The sequence below is a fragment of the Hwanghaeella sp. genome, from assembly GCF_965227365.1.
In the GTDB taxonomy this organism is placed as follows: Bacteria; Pseudomonadota; Alphaproteobacteria; order UBA8366; family Aestuariispiraceae; genus Hwanghaeella.
In genome coordinates this window covers 4,721,932-4,744,917 of sequence record NZ_OZ245754.1, presented here as the reverse complement: position 1 = coordinate 4,744,917, position 22,986 = coordinate 4,721,932, and the positions used below count along the sequence as shown (strand labels likewise).

Here is a 22,986-nt window from a genome sequence, read left to right as displayed (position 1 = left end):
CGCGCCGACGATGCCGGCCAGCGTCGGAAAATCCATTGTGATCATGGGAGTTTTCCATGTAATAGTTCGCTTCGGGGAGTTCAATTGTCCCGGGATTCGTTCGCGGGGGGGCGCAAACCGGCAATTGGCGGGCTTAAAGAAACCGCTGCCGTGAGGAAGGTGCACGAAGATGAGCCGGGGCCACCACAAGCGCGTGCTGATGTACAGCCATGACACCTTCGGGCTTGGTCACCTGAGGCGCGTCAGGGCTATCGCGCATTCCCTGGTCGAAGAATCCAAGGACATTTCCGTCCTGATCCTGACCGGGTCTTCGATTATCGGCAGTTTCGACTTCCGGACGCGGGTGGATTTCGTCCGTGTTCCCGGCGTGATCAAGCTGCGCAACGGTGATTACACCCCGCTGAAGCTGCATATGAATATCGACGATACACTGGCGATCCGGGAGTCGATCATTCGGCACACGGCCGAGACCTTCGACCCGGATCTTTTCATCGTCGACAAGGAGCCGCTAGGCCTGCATGGCGAAGTGGAATCCACCCTGCAATATCTGAACGAAAAGGGTATCCCTTGCGTTCTGGGCCTGCGCGACGTGATGGACGAACCCGCCTTGCTGGAACCGGAATGGAAACGCAAACGCGCCATCCCGGCCCTGTCGCAATATTATGACGAACTTTGGGTCTACGGCCTGCCGCAGTTCCACGATCCCCTGGAAGGCCTGGAAATTCCGCAATCCGTCCGCCGGAAAATGGTCTATACCGGCTATCTTCAGCGCGGCGAACCGGCCGATATCCCAACAGCGGCCTTCGCGACGTCAAAGATCGAGAAACCCTATATCATGGTGACGCCCGGTGGCGGCGGCGACGGGGAGGAACTGGTCGATTGGGTCCTGCAGGCCTATGAGACCGATCGCAAACTGCCTTATCCCGCCTTGATCGTTTTGGGTCCGTTCATGTCGACCGAAAGCCAGGCGGCCTTCAAGGGCCGGGCGGAAAACCTGGACGATGTGGAGATCATCACCTTCGACGCCCATCTGGAGCAGTTGATTGTGGACGCGGTCGGCATGGTCGCGATGGGCGGCTACAATACCTTCTGCGAGATCCTGTCCTTCGACAAACCGGCGGTCATCGTGCCGCGGCGCTATCCGCGCCGGGAACAGTATATCCGCGCCAAACGGGCACAGGAGTTGGGCCTGTTGAACATGCTGGATCCGGAAGAGACGAAGTCGCCCAAGGACATGGCGACGGCGCTGCGCCATCTGCCGCAGCAGAACCGGCCTTCCGATGTGATCATCCCCGGTTTGCTCGACGGGTTGGAAAGCGTGAATATCCTGGCCGGCCGCCTGGCATCCCGTCCCCGTCCCAAGGTTCGCGTCGCCAGTTCGAAATAGCGGGCCGGCCTCTCGCAGTCGGCACCGGTTGACGCCCAAATGATGCTCCAAACGATGCGGCACGTGAATTCATGACGACGGCCTTCGTCCTCAAAGGCTATCCGCGCCTGTCGGAAACCTTCATCGCCCAGGAGATCCTGGCGCTCGAAAGGCGTGGGCTGGATATCGTCATCGTCTCGCTGCGTCATCCGACCGATCGGCACAGCCATCCCGTCCATGCGGAGATTTCCGCGCCGGTGATCTACCTGCCGGAATATCTTTATCAGGAACCGCGCCGGGTTCTTCACGCCTGGTGGGCGGTGCGCGATCGCAAGGGATACGCGGCGGCACGAAATTTGTGGTTCAAGGACTTGCGGCGGGACCGAACACCGAACCGCATCCGCCGTTTCGGTCAGGCCCTTGTGCTGGCGGCGGAGTTGGAAGGCCGGATTGATCGGCTGCATTTCCATTTCCTGCACACACCGGCTTCGGTCACCCGCTATGCCGCGATGATCCTGGATGTCCCCTGGAGCGGTTCGGCCCATGCCAAGGATATCTGGACCATCCCCGATTGGGAGAAACGGGAAAAACTGGCTGCAATGGATTGGCTGTCGACCTGTACCGGCGTCGGCGCGGAACATCTTCGGCATCTGGCGGAACCCAATCCGCAAAAAGTGCATTTGGATTATCACGGCTTGGACCTGACCCGCTTTCCCCATAGTTCGACCGACCCGTCCGGCCGCGATGGATCCGATCCGTCCGACCCGGTGCGCCTGATCTCGGTCGGCAGGGCCGTTGCAAAGAAAGGATATCCGGACCTTCTGAACGCGCTGGCAAAAATCCCGAATGGATTGCATTGGCGGCTGACCCATATCGGCGGCGGCACGGAGCGGGACAGCTTGAAAGCTTTAGCGGGGAATTTGGGAATTGCCGATAATGTGGATTGGCTTGGTGCGCAACCGCAACAGGCTGTTCTTGACCATCTTCGGCAATCGGACCTGTTCGTCCTGGCCAGCAAGATCGCCGAGGATGGCGACCGCGACGGCCTGCCCAACGTCTTGATGGAAGCGCAGAGCCAGCGGCTCGCCGTGCTGTCCACCGCCGTGTCCGCCGTGCCGGAATTGATCCTGGACGGAGAAACCGGCGCCTTGGTGCAGCCCGGGGATGTTCCCGCATTGACGGCGGCACTGACGCAACTGATCGCCGATCCGGACCTGCGACGCCGCTACGGCGAGGCCGGCGAGGCCCGTGTCCGGTCCAGGTTCGACGCCGCTTCCTGCATCGCCGGAATGGCGCAGCGTTTCGGTTTGCCGGCGGGACCCGATCAGCAGGCCGCCTCCCCAGCGAAAAATGCCGACGCATGTGGATAGAATTCTATGCGCCGATGAAGGCGCCGACCCATCCTGTCCCGTCCGGCGACCGACGCATGGCCCGACTGCTGATGCGGGTCTTGGCGCAGGGCGGGCATGAAGTGACCCTCGCTTCCAGTTCCCGGTGTTGGGAAGGAAAAGGGGACCCGGCCGCCCAAGCCGCGATTGCACAGCGCGCCGCCCTGGAACGCCGGGATCTGGAGAACTGGTATGTCGAACACGGCGTGCCGGACCTTTGGTTCACCTATCACCTTTATCACAAGGCGCCGGACCTGATCGGCCCTTCCCTATGCGACCGGTTCGACATCCCCTATTGCGTCGCGGAGCCGAGCTTCGCCCCCAAACAGGAACACGGTCCCTGGGCGGAGTGGCACGAGGCGGTGCGGAAGGCGCTGCAGCGGGCAGACGCAACTTTCTTCCTTAATCCAACGGACCGGGAATGCGTCGCCCCACTGCTTCGTCCCGGTTGCCGCGCGGTCGACCTGCCCCCATTCACGGATACCGGCGGGTACCAAGCGGCGCGGGCCGCTCGTGCGGAAACGCGGGCCGCCATCGCCGGGAAGCATGGCGTCGATCCCGACAAACCCTGGTTGCTGGCCGCCGCGATGATGCGGCAGGACGTAAAGAAGGAGTCCTATCGTCTATTGGCCGATGCCTTGCGCGGTCTGGACCATACCGGCTGGTCGTTGCTGATCGTCGGCGACGGACCGGCGCGAGCGGAGGTCGAGCGGATGTTCCAGGACCTGCCGCACACCGCTTTCCTGGGTGCCTTGTCGGCGGCGGAGCTTGCCAGAATCCAGGCGGCCTGTGATCTGGCCGTCTGGCCGAGCCTGAACGAGGCTTTCGGCCTGGGGATTCTGGAAGCGCAGGCAGCGGGCCTGCCGGTGGTTTCGGGTCGAAACAGCGGCGTCGCCAACATGATCGTCGACGGCGAGACCGGCCTGCTTACCGAGATGGGGGATGCCGCCGGTTTCGCAGAAGCCGTTGTGCGTTATCTGAAGGATCCGGACATGCGGCTTCGCCATGGCGCGGCGGCAATCGCGAATGTCGCGCGCCGCCACGATATGAACCATGCGGCCCGTGTCGTGTTTGCGGAAATAAATACTGTTGTAGGGGAATATAGGAAATGACCCAAATCGCCATTCTTCGGCACGGCCCGACGGACTGGAACGAGGAAGGCCGATTCCAGGGCCGCGCCGATCGGTTCCTGTCGGAAGCCGGCCGCCTGGAAGTCGCCGGCTGGCGGCTGCCGGAGGACGTGAAGGCCTGGCGCGTGATGGCCAGCCCCCTTTCCCGTGCCCGAAAGACCGCCCTTCTGCTGACCGGACGAGAGCCGGATGTCGACGCGCGCCTGATCGAGATGGATTTCGGCGATTGGGAGGGAGAACGACTGGCCGACCTGCGCCAGCGCCTGGGCGAAGAGATGCGCCTGAACGAGGCGCGCGGGTTGGACTTCACCCCCCCTGGCGGCGAAAGTCCCCGGATGGTGATGGACCGTCTTCGTCCCCTGCTGGCGGAACTGGGGGAGGCCGGCGATTCCTGCCTTATCATCGCGCACAAGGCGGTCATCCGGGCGCTCTATGCCATGGCCACGGGTTGGGATATGACCGCTGATGCACCGACCAAACTGCGCAATGCCTGCCTGCATCGGTTCGACCTGTCGGCGGATGGTGCCCTCAGCGTGGTCGCCTTGAACGAAGCGCTGACCTCCGGATGAAGTTGGCGTGACACGGACACAGCAGGAACCCTGATTTCGGCATGAAACCGCATCTCTTCATCCATGTGCAGCACTTGCTTGGGATCGGGCATATGGAACGTGCCTTTGCCATCGGTTCGGCCTGCCGGGACAGCGGGTTTACCGTCACCGTGGCAACGGGCCGCGGGTCCTGCGCGGAGGAAGGTCGGTTCCAATGGATCCCCTTGCCGGATGTCCGATCGGCCGATGCGGCCTTTTCCACCCTGCTGGATGAAAAAGGGCAACCGGCAACCGACGCACTGTGGGCCCGGCGCAAGGATATCCTTTTGGAAGGATTCCGGAACGCGGCGCCCAGCCTGTTGCTGGTCGAGGGTTTTCCTTTCGCGCGCCGACGATTCCGGACCGAGTTGCTGCCGCTGCTGAAACGAGCGCGGGACGCGGGCCTTTCTGTCGTCTGTTCTATCCGGGATATTCTTCAACCCAAGGACAATCCGGACCGGGTCGAGGAAAGCCTGACCTGGGCGAATACGCTTTTCGACATGATCATGGTGCATGGCGATCCAACCATTGCGCGGCTCGAGGAATCCTTCCCGGCCGCTGGCCGGCTTGAAACGCCGGTCGTCTATACCGGTTACGTTTCCAAACCCGACGGACCGGACGACGGAACGACCGGACAGGGAGAGATCGTGGTGTCGGCCGGCGGCGGCGCCGTCGGTATGGGGCTTTTCGAGACCGCGCTGGCGGCCGCGGCCCTGCCGGGCGCGGACCGATGGCATTGGCGGCTTCTGGTGGGCCGGAACATGGACCTGACCGCCGGTCGGACGATGTCCCACGTCACGGTGGAGCCCGCGCGGACGGATTTCCGTGCCGTCCTGAGCCGCGCCGCCGCATCCATCAGCCAGGCCGGCTACAACACCGCGGTCGATCTGTTTGCCAGCGGGGCGCCGGCAGTGCTGTGTCCCTTCATGGATGGCGGCCAAATGGAACAGGCGATGCGGGCCCGGCGCATGGAAGCCGTGATCGGCGCTGTGATCCTTTCCGAAACCGGCCTGACGCCAGAAACACTGCTCGCCGCCGTCCGCACACAGGTTGACCGCGGCCGCCGAATGCCTGCAATCGATTTGTCAGGCGCCGAACGAACGGCAAGGCTCTTGAGCCTTTGCCATACGGGCGATATGGCTGGCGCCGCCAAAGCCGGATTGACCGGCTTCGAAAGGGGATCGAATTGAGCACGCAGCCCTGGCAGGACCTGCGGGACGAGTTGGACCAATGGGCCGAGAACGGCAGAATCGCGCATTTCTGGTGGCGCGATGACGATGCCGTCAAACCGGGCCCCCTGCTGGAGCGTCTGGCGGAAACCGCCGCCGGTGCGCCGGTGTCCCTGGCCGTCATTCCGGCGCAGGCGGACCCTCTGCTGCAGGACGCGCTCGACCGGCATCCCTCCTTCTCCGTCATTCAGCACGGATATGCGCATCAATCCCATGCCGGGCCGGGTGAAAAGAAATGTGAATTCCCGGAAAGCCGCGACGCCGAGGCGATGCTGACCGACCTTCAGAAAGGCCGGGAAAGACTGGCCGCACTGTTCGGGCCACGCTTCCGGCCCGCCCTTGCCCCACCCTGGAACCGTATCGCCGACAGCCTGCCGGCAAAACTGGACCGTGCCGGATTGTCGGGTCTGTCCACCTATCGCCGCGCGAACCGACCGCCCGGCCCGCGGTGCTGGATCGATACCCATTGCGACATCATCGCCTGGCGCACGACCCGGGGTTTCATCGGCGATGCCGGCGCCTTCGCCCTCGTCACTGAACATCTACGGGCGCGCCGGAAAGGCGAAGCCATCGACGAGCCGACCGGCGTGATGACCCATCACATTGTTCATGACGAAGCGTGTTGGACATTCCTGCGGCAGTTCGCGGCCCTTGTTGCGGTCCATCCTGCGGCAGCATGGTGCGACCCCTTTTCGGATCTCGCGGCGGCATGACGGACGGGATCCTTCATAGCCGTTACGATCGGCGCATGCTGTTGGCGGATTTTGCGCGCAGCGCGGCTGGCCTTTTCTTCACCCTGGGGCCCGCTCTGTTCCTGAATCCGATTCCCATCCTGTTCTGGATTTTCCTGGCTGCCGGCATGCTGTTCCTGGCCTTCGGCGTGAAGACGGTTCAGAAATGGATGACCAGGGTCGAGATGACCGCCGAGACACTGACCGTCACGTCACCGATCACCGCCAGCCTGACCTGGAAGGGTCTGCAATCCGCGAAACTGCGGTTCTACGCCACGCGCCGAAAAAGCCGGAAGGGGTGGATGCAATTGACCCTGAAGGATGGCCATAGCCGCATCGTTCTGGATTCCGCATTGGAGGATTTCGACACCGTCGCCAAATACGCCGCCCGTTGGATTCTCGAGAAGCGGATCGACCTCGATATTCCCAGTCGCGAGAATTTTCTTGCACTTGGCATCCGGCTGGACCGAAATACCGAAAGCGAGAACCAATAAAGTAGCCGGAAAAGGAAGGGGCAGCCTGTTCCGGGTTAAAATTGTGGGTTCCGCGCCGTTTAAGTTGACGGCTCTTAACCAGTTGTGAACATTTTCTTCCGTAATATTTAACCGGCGCCAAGTAACCGACCAAGGTAAGAAGTCCCGGAACGCCGCGTTCAGGTGATCGTCAGCAGGGGGAGCCGTCCCGGCCCATGTCCGATAAGCCCATGTCCGATAAACCCATGTCCGATAAGCCAACGTCCGAAAACTTGATCGAGGTCCGAGACCTGCGAGTCAGTTTCAATTTGCCGGAAGGGCAGATCGAAGCGGTGAAGGGCGTATCCTTCAGAGTCCCGGCCGGACGAACGGTGTCGCTGGTCGGCGAATCCGGTTCCGGCAAGTCCGTCGTCAGTCAGGCAATCATGGGCATTCTGCCCAAATCAGCCAACATCACCGGCGGACAGATCCTGTTCCGCGATCCGAACAAGCCCGGCACGGTTCTGGATATCGCGGCGATGGACCGCGACGGTCCGGACATGCGTTCGCTGCGTGGCGGCCGGATCTCGATCATCTTCCAGGAACCGATGACCTCGCTGTCGCCGCTGCACACGGTCGGCAACCAGATCTGCGAAGCGCTGGAACTGCACCGCAGTGTCGGCGGCGCCGAAGCCATCGCCATGGCGGAAGAAATGCTGGCCCGCGTCGGTTTTCCCGATCCGGCCCGCGCCATCCGCACCTATCCTTTCGAATTGTCCGGCGGTCTGCGCCAGCGCGCGATGATCGCGATGGCATTGGTCTGCAACCCGGCCCTGCTGATCGCCGACGAACCGACCACCGCTCTGGACGTGACCATCCAGGCGCAGATCCTGAAACTTTGCCGCGACCTGCAGGACCATCTGGGCATGGCGATCCTGATGATCACCCACGATCTGGGTGTTGTCGCCAACATGGCCGAGGAAGTCGTGGTCATGTATCACGGCGAGGTCATGGAACACGGATCGCTGACGGATATCTTCCGTGACGCCCGGCATCCCTACCTGCAATCCCTGCTGAAAGCCGTGCCGCGTTTCAATATGGAGCCGGGCGAGCGCCTGATTCCGATCCGCGAGATCAAGCCCCGCGTGGGCGGCCACCTGACCGTCCAGAAGGAAGGCGGCCAGGGCAAGATCGGCGAACCGATCCTGTCGGTCGAGGGCATCAACAAGACCTATACGATCAAGAAGGGCAGCCTGTTCGGTAAGCAGGAACGCAACCAGATCAAGGCCGTCGACAATGTCAGTTTCGAACTGAAGCGTGGTGAGTGCCTGGGCCTCGTCGGTGAATCCGGCTGCGGCAAAACCACCCTCAGCAAGATCCTGATGCGGGCGCTGACGCCGGATACCGGATCTTTCCGGTTCCACGACGGCGACAAGGACATCGACATCCTGGGTCTCGAGGGGAAGGACCTTCTGGAATTCCGCAAGAAGATGCAGTTCATCTTCCAGGATCCCTTCTCGTCCCTCAATCCGCGGATGACGGTGTTGGACCTGATCTCCGAACCGTTGGAGATTCACGATATCGGCACCCATCGCCAACGCCAGGAACTGGTGCAGGAGCTGATGGAACTGGTCGGCCTCGATACCCGCCATCTGAAACGCTATCCGCACAGTTTCTCGGGCGGACAGCGCCAGCGTCTCGGCATCGCCCGCGCCTTGGCCCTGCGGCCTGAAATCCTGATTTGCGACGAACCGGTCTCGGCGCTGGACGTTTCGATTCAGGCTCAGATTCTGAACCTGCTGAAGGATCTGAAGGAATCGCTCGGCCTCACCTATATCTTCATTTCGCACAACCTCGCCGTGGTCGACTATATCGCCGACCGGATCATGGTGATGTGCCGCGGCCGCCTGGTCGAAATGGCGCCGCGCGATCTGTTGTTCCGCAACCCGGTTCATCCCTATACCCGCGGGCTGCTGACCGCGGTGCCGGACCCGAACCTGGACCATCCCTTGGATTTCGACCACCTGATGTCGGAAAAGGCGTCCGAGCCGACCGTCTGGCCCTTCCCCTTCGCGGAGGTTGACGGCGTATCCCCGGTACTACGGCATCTGGGTGACGGGCACTATGTCCGCGCCCTGCCCGAAGCCAATTTGTCGGAGTTGGCGGCATGAGGAAGAACCTTGCCCATTCGCGCAACGCGGCGGCCCACAGGCCGTCGGGTCTCGCCTTTGCCGCCGCCGGTCTGCTGGCCGGGGCGCTGATTTGGGGCATCACCGCCGGCAAGGCTAAGGCGCTGGACGTCGTCGACTCTCCGTTCTTCGGCCATTTCGTCGTCGACGGAACCCTGCCGCCTGTCGCCCAGCGCGTGCCGGCCGATCCCCTGGTGGTGCCGCTGGATAAGCCCGGCCAGTCCATCGGGCAGCATGGGGGTGATATCCGTACGCTGATGACCAGCGCCAAGGATACGCGCCAGATGACCGTCTATGGATATGCGCGGCTGGTGAAATACGACCGGGATTTTGAGCTGGTCCCCGATATCCTGAAATCGGTCGAGGTGGAGGAAGGACGGTCCTTTACCTTCACGCTGCGCCGCGGCCACCGCTGGTCCGACGGTTCGCCTTTCACGACGGAGGACTTCCGCTATTGGTGGGAGGATATGGCCCATAACGAGGAGCTGTATCCCGTCGGTGCGCCGGCCTTCATGAAAGTGCGCGATGCCTATCCGGACGTGGAAATCCTCGACGAGGTGACGATCCGCTACACCTGGTCGCATCCGAACCCAGATTTCCTGCCGGGTCTGGCCGGCGCCTCGCCGAACTACATCTACGCGCCCGCGCATTACATGAAGCAGTTCCACGTCAAATACGCGGACCCGGAAAAGCTTCAGGCGATGGTCGAGGAGGAAGGCCAGCGCAACTGGTCGGCCCTGCATACGCGGCGCGGCCGGCTGTATCGGAACGACAACCCGGACCTGCCCGTGCTGCAGCCCTGGCATGTCGAAACGCCGTCCCCCAGCGACCGCTATGTCTTCGTCCGCAACCCGTATTACCACAAGATCGACGCGAACGGGCTGCAACTGCCCTATGTCGACCGGATCATCGTCAATCTGACGGAAAAGAAACTGGTGGCGGGCAAGGCCGCGACCGGGGACCTGGACCTGCAGGGACGGTATCTGCGCTTCGACGACTTCACCCTGTTGAAACAGAATGAGAAGTCGCACGGCTACAAGACGCTGTTGTGGCGGATCGCCAAGGGCGCTCATCTGGCCTTGTTTCCGAACCTGAACAACAAGGAACCGGTCTGGCGGGACCTGTTCCGAAATGCCGACTTCCGCCGCGCGCTGTCGCTGGCGGTGAACCGGTATGAGATCAACCGCGTCGTCTATTTTGGCCTGGCGCTGGAAGGACAGAACACCCTGCTGCCCGGCAGCCCGCTCTACAAACCCGAATACCGGGAGGCCTGGAGTGAGTTCAACGTCAAGAAAGCCAACGCGATCCTGGATCGCCTGGGCCTGAGGCGGCGCCGGATGGACGGCATGCGGGTGCTGCCCAACGGCGAGCCTCTGGAAATCATCGTCGAGACCGGCGGCACTTCCACCGAGGAAACCGACGTCCTTCAGCTGATCACCGACAGCTGGCGCGATATCGGCGTCAAGATGTTCATCAAACCGTTGAGCCTGGACAATATGCGCCGCCGCGTCTTCGCCGGGGAAACGCAGATGTCGATCTCGTCCGGCTGGGAAAACGGGTTGGCCACAGCGGCGATGTCGCCGACCGAACTGGCACCGATCAGCCAGGTGCAGCTGCAATGGCCGATGTGGGGCCAGTATCACGAAACCAACGGCAATGCCGGCGAACCGGTCGACATGCCGGAAGCCCAGCAACTCCTGGACCTTCTGGACCTGTGGTACCGCGCCAAGACCGTCGCCGAGCAGCGCGAGATCTGGTCCCGGATGCTGAAGATCCAGTCGGACAACGTCTTTTCGATTGGCCTTGTCGCCGGCGTTCTGCAGCCGATCGTCGTGCGCGACGGCCTCAACAACGTGCCCGAGGAAGGGTTGTGGAACTGGGACCCGGGCGCGCATTTCGGCATCTACGGCATGGATACGTTCTGGTGGGACCGGAACGCTTTGAAACTGACCCAGCAATAGGACCAGGGTCACGCGCCGCCTTGGCGGGCGCGGGGGAGGAAGAAAGTAAATGTTGGGATATTTGGCCCACAGATTATTGGTGATGATCCCCACCCTGCTGGTGATCAGCGTCTTCGTCTTCGTGATCATCCAGTTGCCGCCGGGGGATTATCTGACGACCCTGGTGACCGAATTGCAGGCCCAGGGCGAAAGCATCAGCCAGGAAAGGCTGGAATACTACCGCAAGGAATTCGGCTTCGGCGAACCGGTGGTGAAACAGTATTTCGTCTGGCTGTTCGGCCTGCTGCAGGGAAATCTGGGCTATTCCTTCGAACATGAACAACCGGTGGCCGATGTGGTCGGCGACCGCGCCTTCCTGACCGTCGTCGTCTCCATGGCGACGATCGTCTTCGTCTATATCGTTTCCTTCCCGATCGGCGTCTATTCCGCGGTCCGGCAATACAGTGCCGGCGACTATGCGTTGACCTTCGTCGGGTTCATCGGGCTGGCGACGCCGAACTTCCTGCTGGCGCTGGTGCTGATGTATCTGGCGAACGAGTATTTCGGCACCTCGATCGGCGGTCTGATGGACGATCAGTTCAAGGATCAGCCGATGTCATGGGCCAAACTGGTCAGTATCCTGGAACATCTTTGGGTGCCGGTCATCGTCATCGGCACCTCGGGTACGGCGGGCATGATCCGGCGGCTGCGCGCCAACCTGTTGGATGAGCTGCACAAGCAATATGTCGTCACCGCGCGCGCCAAGGGCGTGCCGCCGGGCAAGGCCTTGGTCAAATATCCGCTGCGCATGGCGCTGAACCCGTTCATCGCCGATATCGGCAACATCCTGCCGGAAATCATCTCCGGTTCCGCCATCGTCTCCATCGTGTTGAGCCTGGAGACAACGGGTCCGATGCTGCTGCGCGCCCTGCAGAGCCAGGACATGTATCTGGCCGGCAGCTTCCTGATGTTCCTGGCGCTTCTCACCGTCCTCGGCACCTTGATCTCGGATCTGGCGCTGGCGGCACTCGATCCCCGCATCCGCCTCGGCGCGGACCTGGCGAAATAGCCCGGGTCAAGGAAGGAGACCGTCACGATGACCGACACGACCCAGGGCACGTCCGATCTGAAGCATTACGTCAACGATCGGCCCTTCGACCCCTATTCCGCCGTCACCCTGTCGCCGGAGCAGGAGAAGTATTATCTCGCCTCCCAATGGGTGCTGATGTGGATGAAGTTCAAGCGCCACAGGCTGGCGGTCTTGAGCGGCCTCTACCTGGTGTTGGTCTATCTCTCGGTGGTCATTTCCGAAGTCTTGGCGCCCTACAGTTTCTCCCATCGGCATACCGACTATCTGTATGCCCCGCCGCAGGAGGTTCGGTTCTTCCATAACGGCGAGTTCCTGGGGCCTTTCGTCTACGAATACGATGTCAGTCTGAATCTTGAGGAACTTCGCTGGGACTACACAGAGAACACTGACCGTCCGAAACAGTTGCGGTTCTTCTGCAACAGCGCGGATTACGACGGCGCGACCTATGAATTCTGGGGAATGTGGGAATCCAATTTCCATCTCGTCTGCCCCGCGAAGGACAGTCATTTCTTCTTCCTCGGCACCGACCGGCTGGGCCGGGACATCCAATCGCGCATTATTCAGGGCGCAAGGATTTCGCTGACCGTTGGTCTGATCGGCATCATCATCAGTTTCACGCTCGGTCTCGTGATCGGCGGTATGGCCGGTTACTACGGCGGCTGGATCGACTCCCTGGTGCAGCGGGTGATCGAGGTCATCCGGTCCTTCCCGGCCCTGCCGCTTTGGATGGCCTTGTCGGCGGCAATGCCCGTCACCTGGTCGCCCATTCTGGTCTTCATCGGGATCACCGTGATCCTGGGCCTGTTGGACTGGCCGGGCCTTGCGCGTGCGGTGCGGTCCAAGCTGCTCGCCCTGCGCGAAGAGGATTTCGCCGTCGCTGCCCAGCTGATGGGTGCGAAACCCGGGCGGATCATCGGACGTCACCTGATGCCGAGCTTCATGAGCCATCTGATCGCCTCGGCGACGCTGGCCATCCCAAGCATGATCCTGGGCGAGACGGCGTTGAGCTTCCTGGGCCTGGGCTTGCGTCCCCCGATCACCAGTTGGGGCGTGCTGCTGAATGAAGCGCAGAACTTCAACGCGGTCGCGCTCTATCCCTGGCTGCTGTGGCCGGCGGTACCGGTGATCATGGTGGTTCTGGCCTTCCAGTTCCTGGGCGACGGACTGCGCGACGCAGCGGACCCGTACAAGTAAATCGCAAAAGTCACCGCGGTTTGTGCCGGTGACAGGCGAATTGTGCCTGGTCGTTTACAACTGTCCACAACGGTTAACTCCGTGACATTGAGACCGAAACCACCCCCTGCTAGGTAAACTACCAGGGTGTGGTCTAAGGAGATTTGTCATGCGGGTTTCCCGTCTCGTTTTGTCCATGGTCGCCGCCGCGGGCATGTCCGTCGGCTTGGTACAAGGCGCCGCCGCCCTCACCATCGATTTCGAAGGCTTCTCGAACGGCCAGATTCTGTCGTCCTTCGGAGGCGGAGCCGGCACCCATAGTTTCGGGTCATTGGACGTCACCTTCAGCGGCAAGGAAAAAGATGGCGGAAATGGCCGTGTCGTGGTGTTCGACACCAACAATACCGGCAATTCCTCGGATCCCGATCTGCACGCTGATTTCGAAGTCGGTCCTAACTACGGTACGTTGGGCCCGATACGTCCCGGCAATGCCCTGATTATTCAGGACGATTCCAACCTGTCCAGTTGCTCCAGCGGGTTCTGCACCGATCCGGATGACGAGGTCGACGGTCAGTTCACGTTGGATTTCAGCCAGGGCGTACGCTTGTCGTCGATCGATGTGCTCGACATTGGCGGGGCCACGCTCAGCCTGTTTTTCGCCAACAATCTCCTGGCTGATATCAATGTCCCGGGCGTCGGCGGCAGCAGCAATGGCGGCGACGACAACCGGTCGGGCACCTTCGTATTGGACAGTCAGTTCGCCAATCTGGTCATCGACCGGTTCGTCTTCACGCTCGGCAATTCCGGTGCGATCGACAATATCGTCGTCTCGCAAGTGCCGGTTCCGGCCGCCCTGCCCTTGCTGGGCGCGGCACTGGCTGCTTTCGGCTTGATGTCCCGGCGGCGCGCCAAACTCGCCTGAACCCGGCAACCGTTCTTGTACCCGAGGGTCACCGTTTCCTGAGCCAAAGGCTGCTTTCGCGCGCTCCGCTTTGCAGATGAAGCGCCGCGGCCGGGTGGTTGCCCATGCCCGGTATTACTGTTCGCCGGACATAGTTGCTAGACCACAGAATGTCCCAGCCACCGCCGCCGATCAGCGCCGCGACGCCCTGCTGTTCGTTGTAACCGCGCCATTCCCAGGCCGCCGGATAAGGCCAGGGCAGGAAGATGTCGTGGATATGAACGAGGACCCCGCCGGGCAGACGCGGCAGCACATCGGAGAACAGCAAATCCACATCCGTGCCGGGCATCAGGATATGGCTTGAATCGATGGAGAGGATATCGCCAGGCCCGAGCGTGTCGAACAGGGCCGGGTCCGCATCCTGCACCACGGAGAGGATGAGTTTTATCCCGTCAAGGCGCGACAGGTCGGCGCGCGGCGCCGGATCGATCGCGGTGATTTCCGATGCCAGCCCGCCATCGCGCACGGCGCGGGCCAGAAATCGGGTGGAATGGCCGGACCCGACCTCCACGATACGGGCCGGTCGCCGAGTCCGGACCACGGTATAGGCCGCCGCGGCGTCCAGCCCCGGGAACCAGTCCTGCCGCCAGCGCGGTTCCGGCGGATCCCCCCCGCCGATGGCATCTAAATCGCCGGACAGCGCGGCCATGTCGTCGAGCAGGCTTTTGAAATCCGGCTCCGCTGCCTGGAACTGCGTTCGAAGCCAGGGATAAGCCGGGTCCGCCTCAGACGCGGGCGCTATGGAATCCGCATAACGATAGGGGATGAAGAAACCCTGCTTCTTGAAACCGAGTAGGGTTTCCAGGCCGAGTTTCAGGCGGCGCAGGGTTGTTCGCGTCGACACGGGCACACCTGTCACAGGGAAAGCGTCAATCCTTCGCGCGCGACGATCGTCCCGGGGCGCGCGGCGGCGACATCCGCCGCGATCTTGTCCATCATGTCATCGGTATGGCTGGGATCGTGGTGGAAGATCACCAGCGTCTCAACATTCGCCGCGTCGGCCAGTTTGATGCCTTCCTGCCATGTGGAATGGCCGAAACCGACGAACTTTTCGTATTCCTCGTCCGTATAGGTCGCGTCATAGATCATGACCCCGGCATCCTGCACCAGCGACAGGACCCTGTCGTCCAATCGGTCGGGATAATGTTCCGTATCCGTAATATAAGCGATCGCTTTGCCGTCGTACTCAATGCGATAACCGCAGGCTCCGTTAGGATGGTTCAACGGCGCGGTGCGCAGACGGACACCTTCCGCCGGATGAAGATCCTCCCCCGCCTCGAAATCGTTGAAGGAGACATTGGCGCCGAAAATCTCCGGCGGTACGGGAAACAGGGGCGCGCGCATCATGTCCGACAGGACTTTGTGCAGGGACATCCCGATCGGCTTCAAATGACCGGCATAGACCGGCACGGTGAGGCCCGGAATGTGAAACAGCGCGAAGAAAGGCATCCCGATAATATGATCGAGATGCGTGTGGGTCAGAAATACCTGTGTATCGACGGGCCCTTCCTTGGCGAGAATATCCCGGCCCAGCATCGGCAGGCCGGACCCGGCGTCGAAGATCAAACGCTGGTCGTCGCAGAGAACCTCGAGGCACGAGGTATTGCCGCCATATTTGACGGTGTGCGGCCCGGCGCAGGCGATGCTGCCGCGCGTCCCCCAAAACGTCACAGAGAATCGGCTATCTCCGGCCACGGGCGTCCCACTCGCTTGTCACAGTTTCCCCCGTCCTGGCGAAGCGCCGCCACGCCGACCCCCCGGCCGGGCGCAAAAAACACTATTGCATGGGCGGGCCTAAGGGACGAGCCGGTAGCCTCCCGGTTCGGTAACCAAGAGTTCCGCGTTGGACGGATCCCTCTCGATCTTTTGCCGAAGCCGGTAAACATGGGTTTCCAACGTATGGGTCGTTACGCCAGCGTTGTAGCCCCAGACCTCACCCAACAGTGTATCGCGGGCAATCACTTTGTCACCCGCGCGATACAAATATTTCAGAATTGCCGTCTCTTTTTCCGTCAGCCGGACCTTGCTGTTCTTTTCTTCGTCCAGAAGCATTTTCGCGGACGGTTTGAACGTATACGGCCCAATGGTGAAGACGGCGTCCTCGGATTGTTCATGCTGGCGCAGCTGAGCGCGCAAACGGGCCAGCAGGACGTTGAGGCGGAACGGCTTGGTGACGTAGTCGTTGGCGCCCGCATCCAATCCGAGGATCGTATCGGAATCGGTATCATGTGCGGTCAGCATGACGATCGGGCATTTCACGCCGCCGCGGCGCAGAAGGCGGCAGGCTTCGCGTCCATCCATATCCGGCAAGCCGACATCGAGCAGAATGGCGTCGTAATGTTCGTTCTTGGTGGCTTCCAATCCCTCTTTTGCGGTCCCCGCGCAAACGGTCTGGAATTCTTCATGCAATTGCAGCTGCTCCGACAGGGAGTCGCGCAACTCTACGTCATCGTCCACCAGCAGGATCTTTTTGCCGACCATGGATGGTTTTTCACCCCCGAAATTGAAGCGGCCCGTCGGGATGGCCGCGAATGATGAGTAAGTAATATCGTAAGTCCCCGCAAACCCGCAATCACCTGAGGCCGTTTCGGCCGCTTTTCAACGCCGATGCCAAGAGTGTGAAGTGATTGTGACCACAACGGGAATCCGGTTTTGCCGCGGCGCGTAGGGGCTTTCGTCCCGAAGACGGGCGACATCCGGTCCGTCGGGCCGGGTGATCGAGGGACCATATCCAGGGATGTTTCCAGGGAGTCTGGCATCAATCCTGCTTACTCTTCTCGTTGAGAGGAGATTGTTATGACACCACAAGACCGTATTGATACGGGCTTTGCGCCGTGGTCGTTGATGACACCGGACCCGGCCAAGGCCCGCGCCACCAGGCCGCCGGTTCAAACGGCCGGCATGGTCCACGAAGACAAGCGCGCGCCGGAAATGGCGCCGGACGACGGGTATATGTTCGGCGAGGACGGCCTGACCTTCGGCGATCTTCTGGACATCGTGAATCCATTGCAGCACCTGCCGGTCGTCGGCGCGGTCTATCGGTCTGTCACCGGCGATGAGGCATCACCCGGCGCCAAGATGGCCGGCGGCGCGATCTATGGCGGCCCGCTCGGCTTTGCATCGGCGATGATCAACAACGCGATCGAGGAACATACGGGCGACGATGTCATGGGCCATATGCTGGCCATGGTCGGTCTGGGGAACGAGACGGGCGAGAACCTGACCGACGGTACGGCCCTGGCCGATGCCGGCGGCGACCTTTCCGCCCCGTCTGGTTTCACTGGTCCGGGCGGTTTCACTGGCCCAGCCGGACTGCCGATCGCGCCCGGCACCGTCCCGGCGGGCGCTGAAGCCCAATTGGCGGCCGCCGCCATGGGCGCGGGCGGCGCCATGCAGCTCGACCCCGCCCAGGCCGCCTTCCTGGAGCGCCTGGCCGGTAAGACACCCGGCGCGACCGCACCGGAACAGGATGGTGAACCGCTGGACGCGATACTGGCCAGCGCAAATGATTCCGCCGCCGCATCAGCCGGCGGAACACAAGGCACAGCCCGGAAGGATTACCGCGGCGTGACACGGCTCAGCCCCGAAATGGCCCAGCATCTGGCCATGCTGGCGCAGGCCGGATCGCCCAGTCAAGTGCTGGCGCAACAGGCGGTGGGCCCCGCAGGCGCTTCGGCGTCGAGCCAGGCCGATATGCGGTCCGCCAGCGAGAAATACAGCGCCGCCCTGCCGCTTTCCATCGACGGGTCCGCACCGGCGGACAATCCCTTTGCCGCCTTTCAGGCCAAACAAAACGAGCCCGATCCTTTCGAAACGGCAATGAACAGGTTGGGCCTCAATCCGCCGACGGTGAAAACCCGTGGCGGCGAGGATACGCAGAGCAAGGTGATGGAAGCTGCCTTCGGGCCGGGACAATCGCAGACCGCGACCCTGGCGGAAGCCGCCGGCATCACGCCGCCCCCGGGCGAAGCCGTACCCGCTGCCATGCTGGAAGCACTGAACCGTTATCAGGCCATGAAGCAGCAGGGCTGATTTCCGCCCGTCCGCGGCCCCGGCGCTTTTCCGCCCTTCGCGGATCGGTCTAGTCTGGGGGCCGTCGAGATGGGCTTGAGGAGCGGAAATCGGTGATCGAGGTCAAGGGTCAAACCCTGATGATGCCGGATGGAAAGCGGTTCCGCTGTGCCATCGGGCGAGGCGGATACGCGCTGGACAAGCGCGAGGGCGACGGCGCGACACCGATCGGGACTTGGCCGTTTCGCCGCGTCTATTACCGGCCCGACCGTGTGGCTCCACCGAAGACCGGCCTGAAGACGGCACCGATCGTCGAGACGGACGGCTGGTGCGACGCACCAGACGACCCGGCCTATAACCGTCCCGTCACCCTGCCCTACCCGGCCAGCCATGAAGAGATGTGGCGCGAAGATCACCTCTACGACATCGTCGTGGTGCTGGGTCATAATGACGACCCGCCCGTACCCGGCCGCGGAAGTGCCATTTTCATGCATGTTGCGCGCGAAGGCTATCTGCCGACGGAGGGCTGCGTCGCCCTGAAGCGCGAAGACCTGGAAAAGGTCCTGACCCTGGTAGCCGAAGGCGACGCGATCGCCTTTCTCGGGCCCTGAGGTCCTTTGCGTTCAGGGATAATCCCGTTTTCCGAAAATCGCCGAACCGACCCGGACATGCGTGGCGCCCAGCATCACCGCGGTCTGAAAATCCGCGCTCATCCCCATGCTTAGGTTTTTCAAACCGTTGCGTTCCGCCATCTTCGACAGCAGGGCGAAATGCGGCGAGGGTTGCTCATCGACCGGCGGGATGCACATCAACCCGACGACAGGCAAGTTCAACTCGTCCCGGCACAAGGCAACGAAGGCATCCACTTCCGATGGCGGGATGCCGGCCTTCTGTTCCTCCTCGCCGGTATTGACCTGGATGTAACAGTCCGGCCGGTGGCCTGTCTTTTCCATTTGGTCCGCAAGCATCCGGGCCAGTTTGGGACGGTCGACGGTCTGGATCACGTCGAACAGCGGCAGGGCATGTTTCACCTTGTTGGTCTGAAGCGGACCGATCAGATGCAATTCCACATCGGGAAACTCTTCCCGCAACTGGGGCCATTTGCCTTCAGCCTCCTGCACCCGATTTTCCCCGAACACGCGCTGACCCGCTTGCAGGACCGGGCGGATCGCCTCGGCATCGAACGTCTTGCTGACGGCAATCAAGGTGACCGCCGCCGGGTCGGGATTGACCGACTTGGCCGCCGTTTCGATTTCGCCGCGGACAGCGGCGAGATTCTCCGTGACGCCTGCCATGACACCTCCAACTTCAAAAATGACCGAAAACCGGCATGTCTTGCCGGGATTGCTTGAAACAGCGGTGCGATCCACCTTAACACTGAAGCCCCGGACATCCAGCCTGGGACGCAGTGACACTATCCGAGGGCGCGGCGCCGGAAAAGCGGCCGCGTAACGAAGGAGCAACCGCCGTGCAGACGTCATCCCGCCCGCAAAAGGGTACCGGTGGGAAAGGAACCGCCGGATTGGGGTCGATGCTGCAGAACGCCTTCGCCCTCAACCAGGCCGGTCGGTTCGACGACGCCAGGAAAGCCGCCAATGCGATCCTGAAAATTCAACCACGCGAAGCCAATGCCCTTTATTTGTTGGGCATCATCGCCCACCAGCAGGGCGATACGAAAAAAGCCGCGCAATGGTTCGAGAAGAGCCACAAGGCCGACCGAAACAACCCGGCCGCGGTTTCCGGCCTGGGCATCGTCCGGTTGGAGCAGGGCCGGTCCGCCGAAGCCGCGCGCCTGTTCGGGCAGGTTCTGCAGTCCATGCCGAACGATCCTGCCACTCATAACAATATGGGTCTGGCCTGCGAACGGTCCGGCAAACTGGACAAGGCGCTGGAACACTATGGCAAAGCCGTGGCCCTCGCGCCCGGTTATGGCGTCGCGAGGCTTTCGCTGGCCCAGGCCTTGATCCGGCTGGAGCGTCGCGACCCGGCCGAGCAGGTCCTGCGTGAGGGATTGAGACAGGAACCGTCAAACGCCGGGTTTCATGCGGAACTGGCCCATGTTCGTCGCGCCCAGGGCGATTTGGGTGAAGCGGTCGATCTGTATGGCAAGGCCGCCGCACTTGCCCCGGATGACGCCCAGATCCTGATCGACAAGGCGACGGCACTCGCCGAATTGGGGCGCGCGGAAGAAGCCGAGGCCAGCCTTGCGGCAGCGCGCCGGATCGATCCCGAAAACCTGATCGCGCTTCTGGACCTTGCCGAGATCGCGGCCGCCAAAACCGGCGCGGAGAAGGAAGCCGGGAAGGAACAGGCGGCGTCCCTGACGGGGGAGGCCGCCGCCATCGCGGATGGACGCGGCTTGAACAACATCGACAGTCCGCAGCTTTTGCATCGTCTGGGCCGCGCCTTTGACCGGCTGAAACGCCATGACGACGCCTTCGCATGCTGGGCACGGGCACATTCTGCGTGGAAACGGGAACTCGACAGCCTGGGCATGGTCTATTCGGAGAAACAGGCGGAGGCCGCCGTCGATCGGACGATCAGCTGGTTTGATGCCCACCGCGACGCGATCCGGACCGACCTTGCCCACCGCCGGTCAGACGCGGCCCGAAAGCCGATCTTCATCATCGGCATGATGCGGTCCGGAACATCCTTGCTGGAACAGATCCTGGCGACCCATTCCGCGGTCGAAGGGGCCGGTGAGTTGTTCACCGTGACGGAATTCGCCGCCCGGCTCGCCGCCGGGCATGGGCATTGGACGGAGTCCCCGGTGCTTGAGGATCCGGCCGCACTTGCCGGGTTGGCAGCGGAATATCTACGCGTGATCGAGGGCAGATTTCCCGACGCACCCTTCGTCGTGGACAAGATGCCGGCCAATTATCAATACGCCGGTTTGATCCGGATCATTTTTCCCGCCGCCACGATCATTCACATTCGGCGCAATCCGATCGACACCTGTCTGTCCATTTACATGCAAAAGTTCGGTAACGGTTATACCTTCGCGCATGACCTGGGTCAGATCGGCCATAATTATAGAATGTATCGTCGGCTGATGCGTTTCTGGGAAGAATGGGATCCGGATTTGATGACCGTCGATTACGAGGCTTTGACGGGGGACATGCCGGCAGTGGTTCGGCCCGTCCTGGAGAAGCTGGGCCTGGAATGGGAAGACGGACTGGAATCCTTTCACCGGACACGGCGTACCGTCGGTACGGCAAGCCGCCTGCAGGTTCGCCAGCCGCTATACGGCACTGCGGTCGACAGATGGCGGCGCTATGAAAGCAATCTCGCGCCCTTGATCGCGGCGCTGGGCGAGGACGCGGGTCTGCCGGCATAGTCCGGCTGTGTGATGCGGCGGGAGACCCGCTTCGGGAAGTCGGACGGAATGCGGACCAAGAGAAACCAAGTAAACAAAGCAACGGCCAAGTAGATGACCAAGACAAATGCCAACCCCTACTCCCTGGAAGCGATCCTGGCGCCCATGCCGGTAGAGGAATTCCTGCGGGACTATTACGGCAAGAAATTCGTTCATATCCCGGGCGATCCGGACAAGTTCCCCGATGTCATGGATTTCGACAGCTTCGCCCGATTGCTGAACATGACGTCGATCTGGTCGTCCAAATCGCTCGAGGTGGTGATCGACCGGGCCCGGGTCGACCCGCGCGCCTATTGCAATCCGGCCCCAAACCGGGACGGCCAGGAAATCCTGCAGCCCGATCCGGACAAGGTCATGGACTACCTGCGTCAGGGCGCGTCATTGGTCGCCAATGATATCGACGCCTTGACCGCCGGTGCCTCCGGCATCGCCAAAGGGCTCGAGCAGGGATTGAACATCAAGGCCCAGGGCAATCTGTATTATTCCTGGAAACAGCGTCAGGCCTTCGCCAGCCATTTCGACACGCATGACGTCTTTGCCGTCCATTTGGTGGGGGAGAAGAACTGGCGGATTTACGAGAACCGGGTGCCGAGCCCGATCCGCCACAACGCCTTTTTCGTCAGCGAGGAGTTCCAGGACAAGAACCGCGGCCCCGTCGTCGCGGAAATCACACTCCGGCCCGGCGATCTCCTGTATCTGCCGCGCGGACAGTATCACGACGCCTTGGCTTCCAGCGAAGGGACGATCCATATCGCCTTCGGCGCGACCGGGGTTATAGGCCTGGATTTCCTCGGCGCGATGTCCGACATGGTGGTCGGTTCCGAAAAGTTCCGGTTGAACTTTCCGCGGCCGGAAGAGGGTCCCGCGGCGCTCAAGAAACATATCGAAATGCTGAGCGCGGAATTTGCGAAGATCGCCAAGAGTCCGGATTTTCTGGCCCGCTTCGCGCAATTCCAGAAGGACTTCCATTATAAGAGAGGCGGCATTCAGATCCCCGCCATTGGCGAAGATCCGCTCTACGAACGCCTTGTTCACAATGCCAAGGTCGCCCGTTTCCAGAACGGTTTCGGCTTATTCCGCGACAATAATGTGACGCCGATCCCACCGGGGCGCGAAAAAACCGTCGCCTGGATGCTGTCGCACCGGACATTCACCTTCGGGGAATTGGCCAATGCCTTTCCGTCCGAAACCCCGCATTCGCTGAATGAATTGCTGATTCAGGTGCGGCGGATGGGCCTCGTCGAGTTGGCGAAAGAAGCCTGACGGAACCGGGCGCGGTCGGGCCCACACCGCTCTTGTTGCATTCTTGTCACAACGGACTCCAATTCACTCGAATCGCACCGTTTTCCAATTGCGGCGGACA

Annotated in this window: 20 protein-coding genes; 16 read left to right on the top strand and 4 right to left on the bottom strand. The window is 61.9% G+C overall.

What is annotated here, in order from left to right; all coding sequences use genetic code 11:
- Nucleotides 1-169 precede the first annotated feature (169 nt).
- The 12 genes from ACQK2G_RS21720 (at nucleotide 170) to ACQK2G_RS21665 (ending at nucleotide 14,197) form a co-directional block, all read left to right on the top strand.
- Nucleotides 170-1,387 carry a glycosyltransferase family protein gene (locus tag ACQK2G_RS21720; RefSeq protein WP_425407130.1) on the top strand — a complete coding sequence of 406 codons (1,218 nt, stop codon included), beginning with the start codon at nucleotides 170-172 and terminating at the stop codon, nucleotides 1,385-1,387.
- Between the two features lie 71 nt (nucleotides 1,388-1,458).
- The gene (locus ACQK2G_RS21715; RefSeq protein WP_425407129.1) at nucleotides 1,459-2,736 is read left to right on the top strand and encodes a glycosyltransferase family 4 protein; all 1,278 of its coding nucleotides are present in this window, start codon (nucleotides 1,459-1,461) and stop codon (nucleotides 2,734-2,736) included.
- Nucleotides 2,727-3,866, top strand: a complete 1,140-nt coding sequence (locus ACQK2G_RS21710) for a glycosyltransferase family 4 protein (RefSeq protein WP_425407128.1) — start codon at nucleotides 2,727-2,729, stop codon at nucleotides 3,864-3,866. The genes ACQK2G_RS21715 and ACQK2G_RS21710 overlap by 10 nt, the downstream gene beginning before the upstream one ends.
- A complete protein-coding gene (locus tag ACQK2G_RS21705; RefSeq protein WP_425407127.1) occupies nucleotides 3,863-4,453 on the top strand; it encodes a histidine phosphatase family protein in 591 nt (196 codons plus the stop codon). Before ACQK2G_RS21710 ends, ACQK2G_RS21705 begins: the two co-directional genes overlap by 4 nt.
- Nucleotides 4,454-4,494: 41 nt before the next feature.
- Nucleotides 4,495-5,661, top strand: a complete 1,167-nt coding sequence (locus tag ACQK2G_RS21700) for a glycosyltransferase family protein (protein ID WP_425407126.1) — start codon at nucleotides 4,495-4,497, stop codon at nucleotides 5,659-5,661.
- Nucleotides 5,658-6,413: a polysaccharide deacetylase family protein gene (locus tag ACQK2G_RS21695; protein ID WP_425407125.1), complete on the top strand. Its 756-nt coding sequence runs from the start codon at nucleotides 5,658-5,660 to the stop codon at nucleotides 6,411-6,413. Before ACQK2G_RS21700 ends, ACQK2G_RS21695 begins: the two co-directional genes overlap by 4 nt.
- Nucleotides 6,410-6,925 carry a hypothetical protein gene (locus ACQK2G_RS21690; RefSeq protein WP_425407124.1) on the top strand — a complete coding sequence of 172 codons (516 nt, stop codon included), beginning with the start codon at nucleotides 6,410-6,412 and terminating at the stop codon, nucleotides 6,923-6,925. Before ACQK2G_RS21695 ends, ACQK2G_RS21690 begins: the two co-directional genes overlap by 4 nt.
- A gap of 224 nt (nucleotides 6,926-7,149) precedes the next feature.
- Nucleotides 7,150-9,054 (top strand): ABC transporter ATP-binding protein, encoded by a 1,905-nt coding sequence (locus tag ACQK2G_RS21685; RefSeq protein ID WP_425407123.1) that lies wholly within the window; start codon nucleotides 7,150-7,152, stop codon nucleotides 9,052-9,054.
- Nucleotides 9,051-11,033 (top strand): ABC transporter substrate-binding protein, encoded by a 1,983-nt coding sequence (locus ACQK2G_RS21680; RefSeq protein ID WP_425407122.1) that lies wholly within the window; start codon nucleotides 9,051-9,053, stop codon nucleotides 11,031-11,033. Before ACQK2G_RS21685 ends, ACQK2G_RS21680 begins: the two co-directional genes overlap by 4 nt.
- Before the next feature lie 49 nt (nucleotides 11,034-11,082).
- Nucleotides 11,083-12,081: an ABC transporter permease gene (locus ACQK2G_RS21675; RefSeq protein WP_425407121.1), complete on the top strand. Its 999-nt coding sequence runs from the start codon at nucleotides 11,083-11,085 to the stop codon at nucleotides 12,079-12,081.
- 27 nt (nucleotides 12,082-12,108) lie between these two features.
- Nucleotides 12,109-13,296: an ABC transporter permease gene (locus ACQK2G_RS21670; protein ID WP_425407120.1), complete on the top strand. Its 1,188-nt coding sequence runs from the start codon at nucleotides 12,109-12,111 to the stop codon at nucleotides 13,294-13,296.
- A gap of 148 nt (nucleotides 13,297-13,444) precedes the next feature.
- Complete coding sequence (locus tag ACQK2G_RS21665) at nucleotides 13,445-14,197, top strand: hypothetical protein (RefSeq protein ID WP_425407119.1); 753 nt, start codon at nucleotides 13,445-13,447, stop codon at nucleotides 14,195-14,197.
- A 28-nt stretch (nucleotides 14,198-14,225) separates the two neighbouring features.
- On the opposite strand, the gene ACQK2G_RS21660 is transcribed toward ACQK2G_RS21665, so the two are convergent.
- From ACQK2G_RS21660 to ACQK2G_RS21650, 3 genes are all read right to left on the bottom strand, one after another.
- Nucleotides 14,226-15,080: a class I SAM-dependent methyltransferase gene (locus tag ACQK2G_RS21660; protein ID WP_425407118.1), complete on the bottom strand. Its 855-nt coding sequence runs from the start codon at nucleotides 15,078-15,080 to the stop codon at nucleotides 14,226-14,228.
- Between the two features lie 11 nt (nucleotides 15,081-15,091).
- Nucleotides 15,092-15,907, bottom strand: coding sequence for an MBL fold metallo-hydrolase (locus tag ACQK2G_RS21655; RefSeq protein WP_425407117.1), 816 nt, complete (start codon nucleotides 15,905-15,907; stop codon nucleotides 15,092-15,094).
- 123 nt (nucleotides 15,908-16,030) lie between these two features.
- Nucleotides 16,031-16,717, bottom strand: coding sequence for a response regulator transcription factor (locus tag ACQK2G_RS21650; RefSeq protein ID WP_425407116.1), 687 nt, complete (start codon nucleotides 16,715-16,717; stop codon nucleotides 16,031-16,033).
- 315 nt (nucleotides 16,718-17,032) lie between these two features.
- Here ACQK2G_RS21650 and ACQK2G_RS21645 point away from each other — a divergent pair, with 315 nt between their 5' ends.
- Nucleotides 17,033-18,268, top strand: a complete 1,236-nt coding sequence (locus ACQK2G_RS21645) for a hypothetical protein (RefSeq protein WP_425407115.1) — start codon at nucleotides 17,033-17,035, stop codon at nucleotides 18,266-18,268.
- Between the two features lie 92 nt (nucleotides 18,269-18,360).
- Nucleotides 18,361-18,858 (top strand): L,D-transpeptidase family protein, encoded by a 498-nt coding sequence (locus ACQK2G_RS21640; protein WP_425407114.1) that lies wholly within the window; start codon nucleotides 18,361-18,363, stop codon nucleotides 18,856-18,858.
- A gap of 12 nt (nucleotides 18,859-18,870) precedes the next feature.
- Here ACQK2G_RS21640 and ACQK2G_RS21635 read toward each other — a convergent pair whose 3' ends face one another.
- Nucleotides 18,871-19,542: a YggS family pyridoxal phosphate-dependent enzyme gene (locus ACQK2G_RS21635; protein ID WP_425407113.1), complete on the bottom strand. Its 672-nt coding sequence runs from the start codon at nucleotides 19,540-19,542 to the stop codon at nucleotides 18,871-18,873.
- Nucleotides 19,543-19,715: 173 nt separating this feature from the next.
- On the opposite strand from ACQK2G_RS21635, the gene ACQK2G_RS21630 reads away from it, so the two are divergent.
- Both ACQK2G_RS21630 and ACQK2G_RS21625 read left to right on the top strand, forming a co-directional pair.
- The gene (locus ACQK2G_RS21630; RefSeq protein ID WP_425407112.1) at nucleotides 19,716-21,584 is read left to right on the top strand and encodes a tetratricopeptide repeat-containing sulfotransferase family protein; all 1,869 of its coding nucleotides are present in this window, start codon (nucleotides 19,716-19,718) and stop codon (nucleotides 21,582-21,584) included.
- Between the two features lie 93 nt (nucleotides 21,585-21,677).
- On the top strand, nucleotides 21,678-22,886 hold the full coding sequence (locus tag ACQK2G_RS21625; protein ID WP_425407111.1) for a JmjC domain-containing protein: 1,209 nt from the start codon (nucleotides 21,678-21,680) through the stop codon (nucleotides 22,884-22,886).
- The last annotated feature ends 100 nt before the right edge of the window (nucleotides 22,887-22,986 follow it).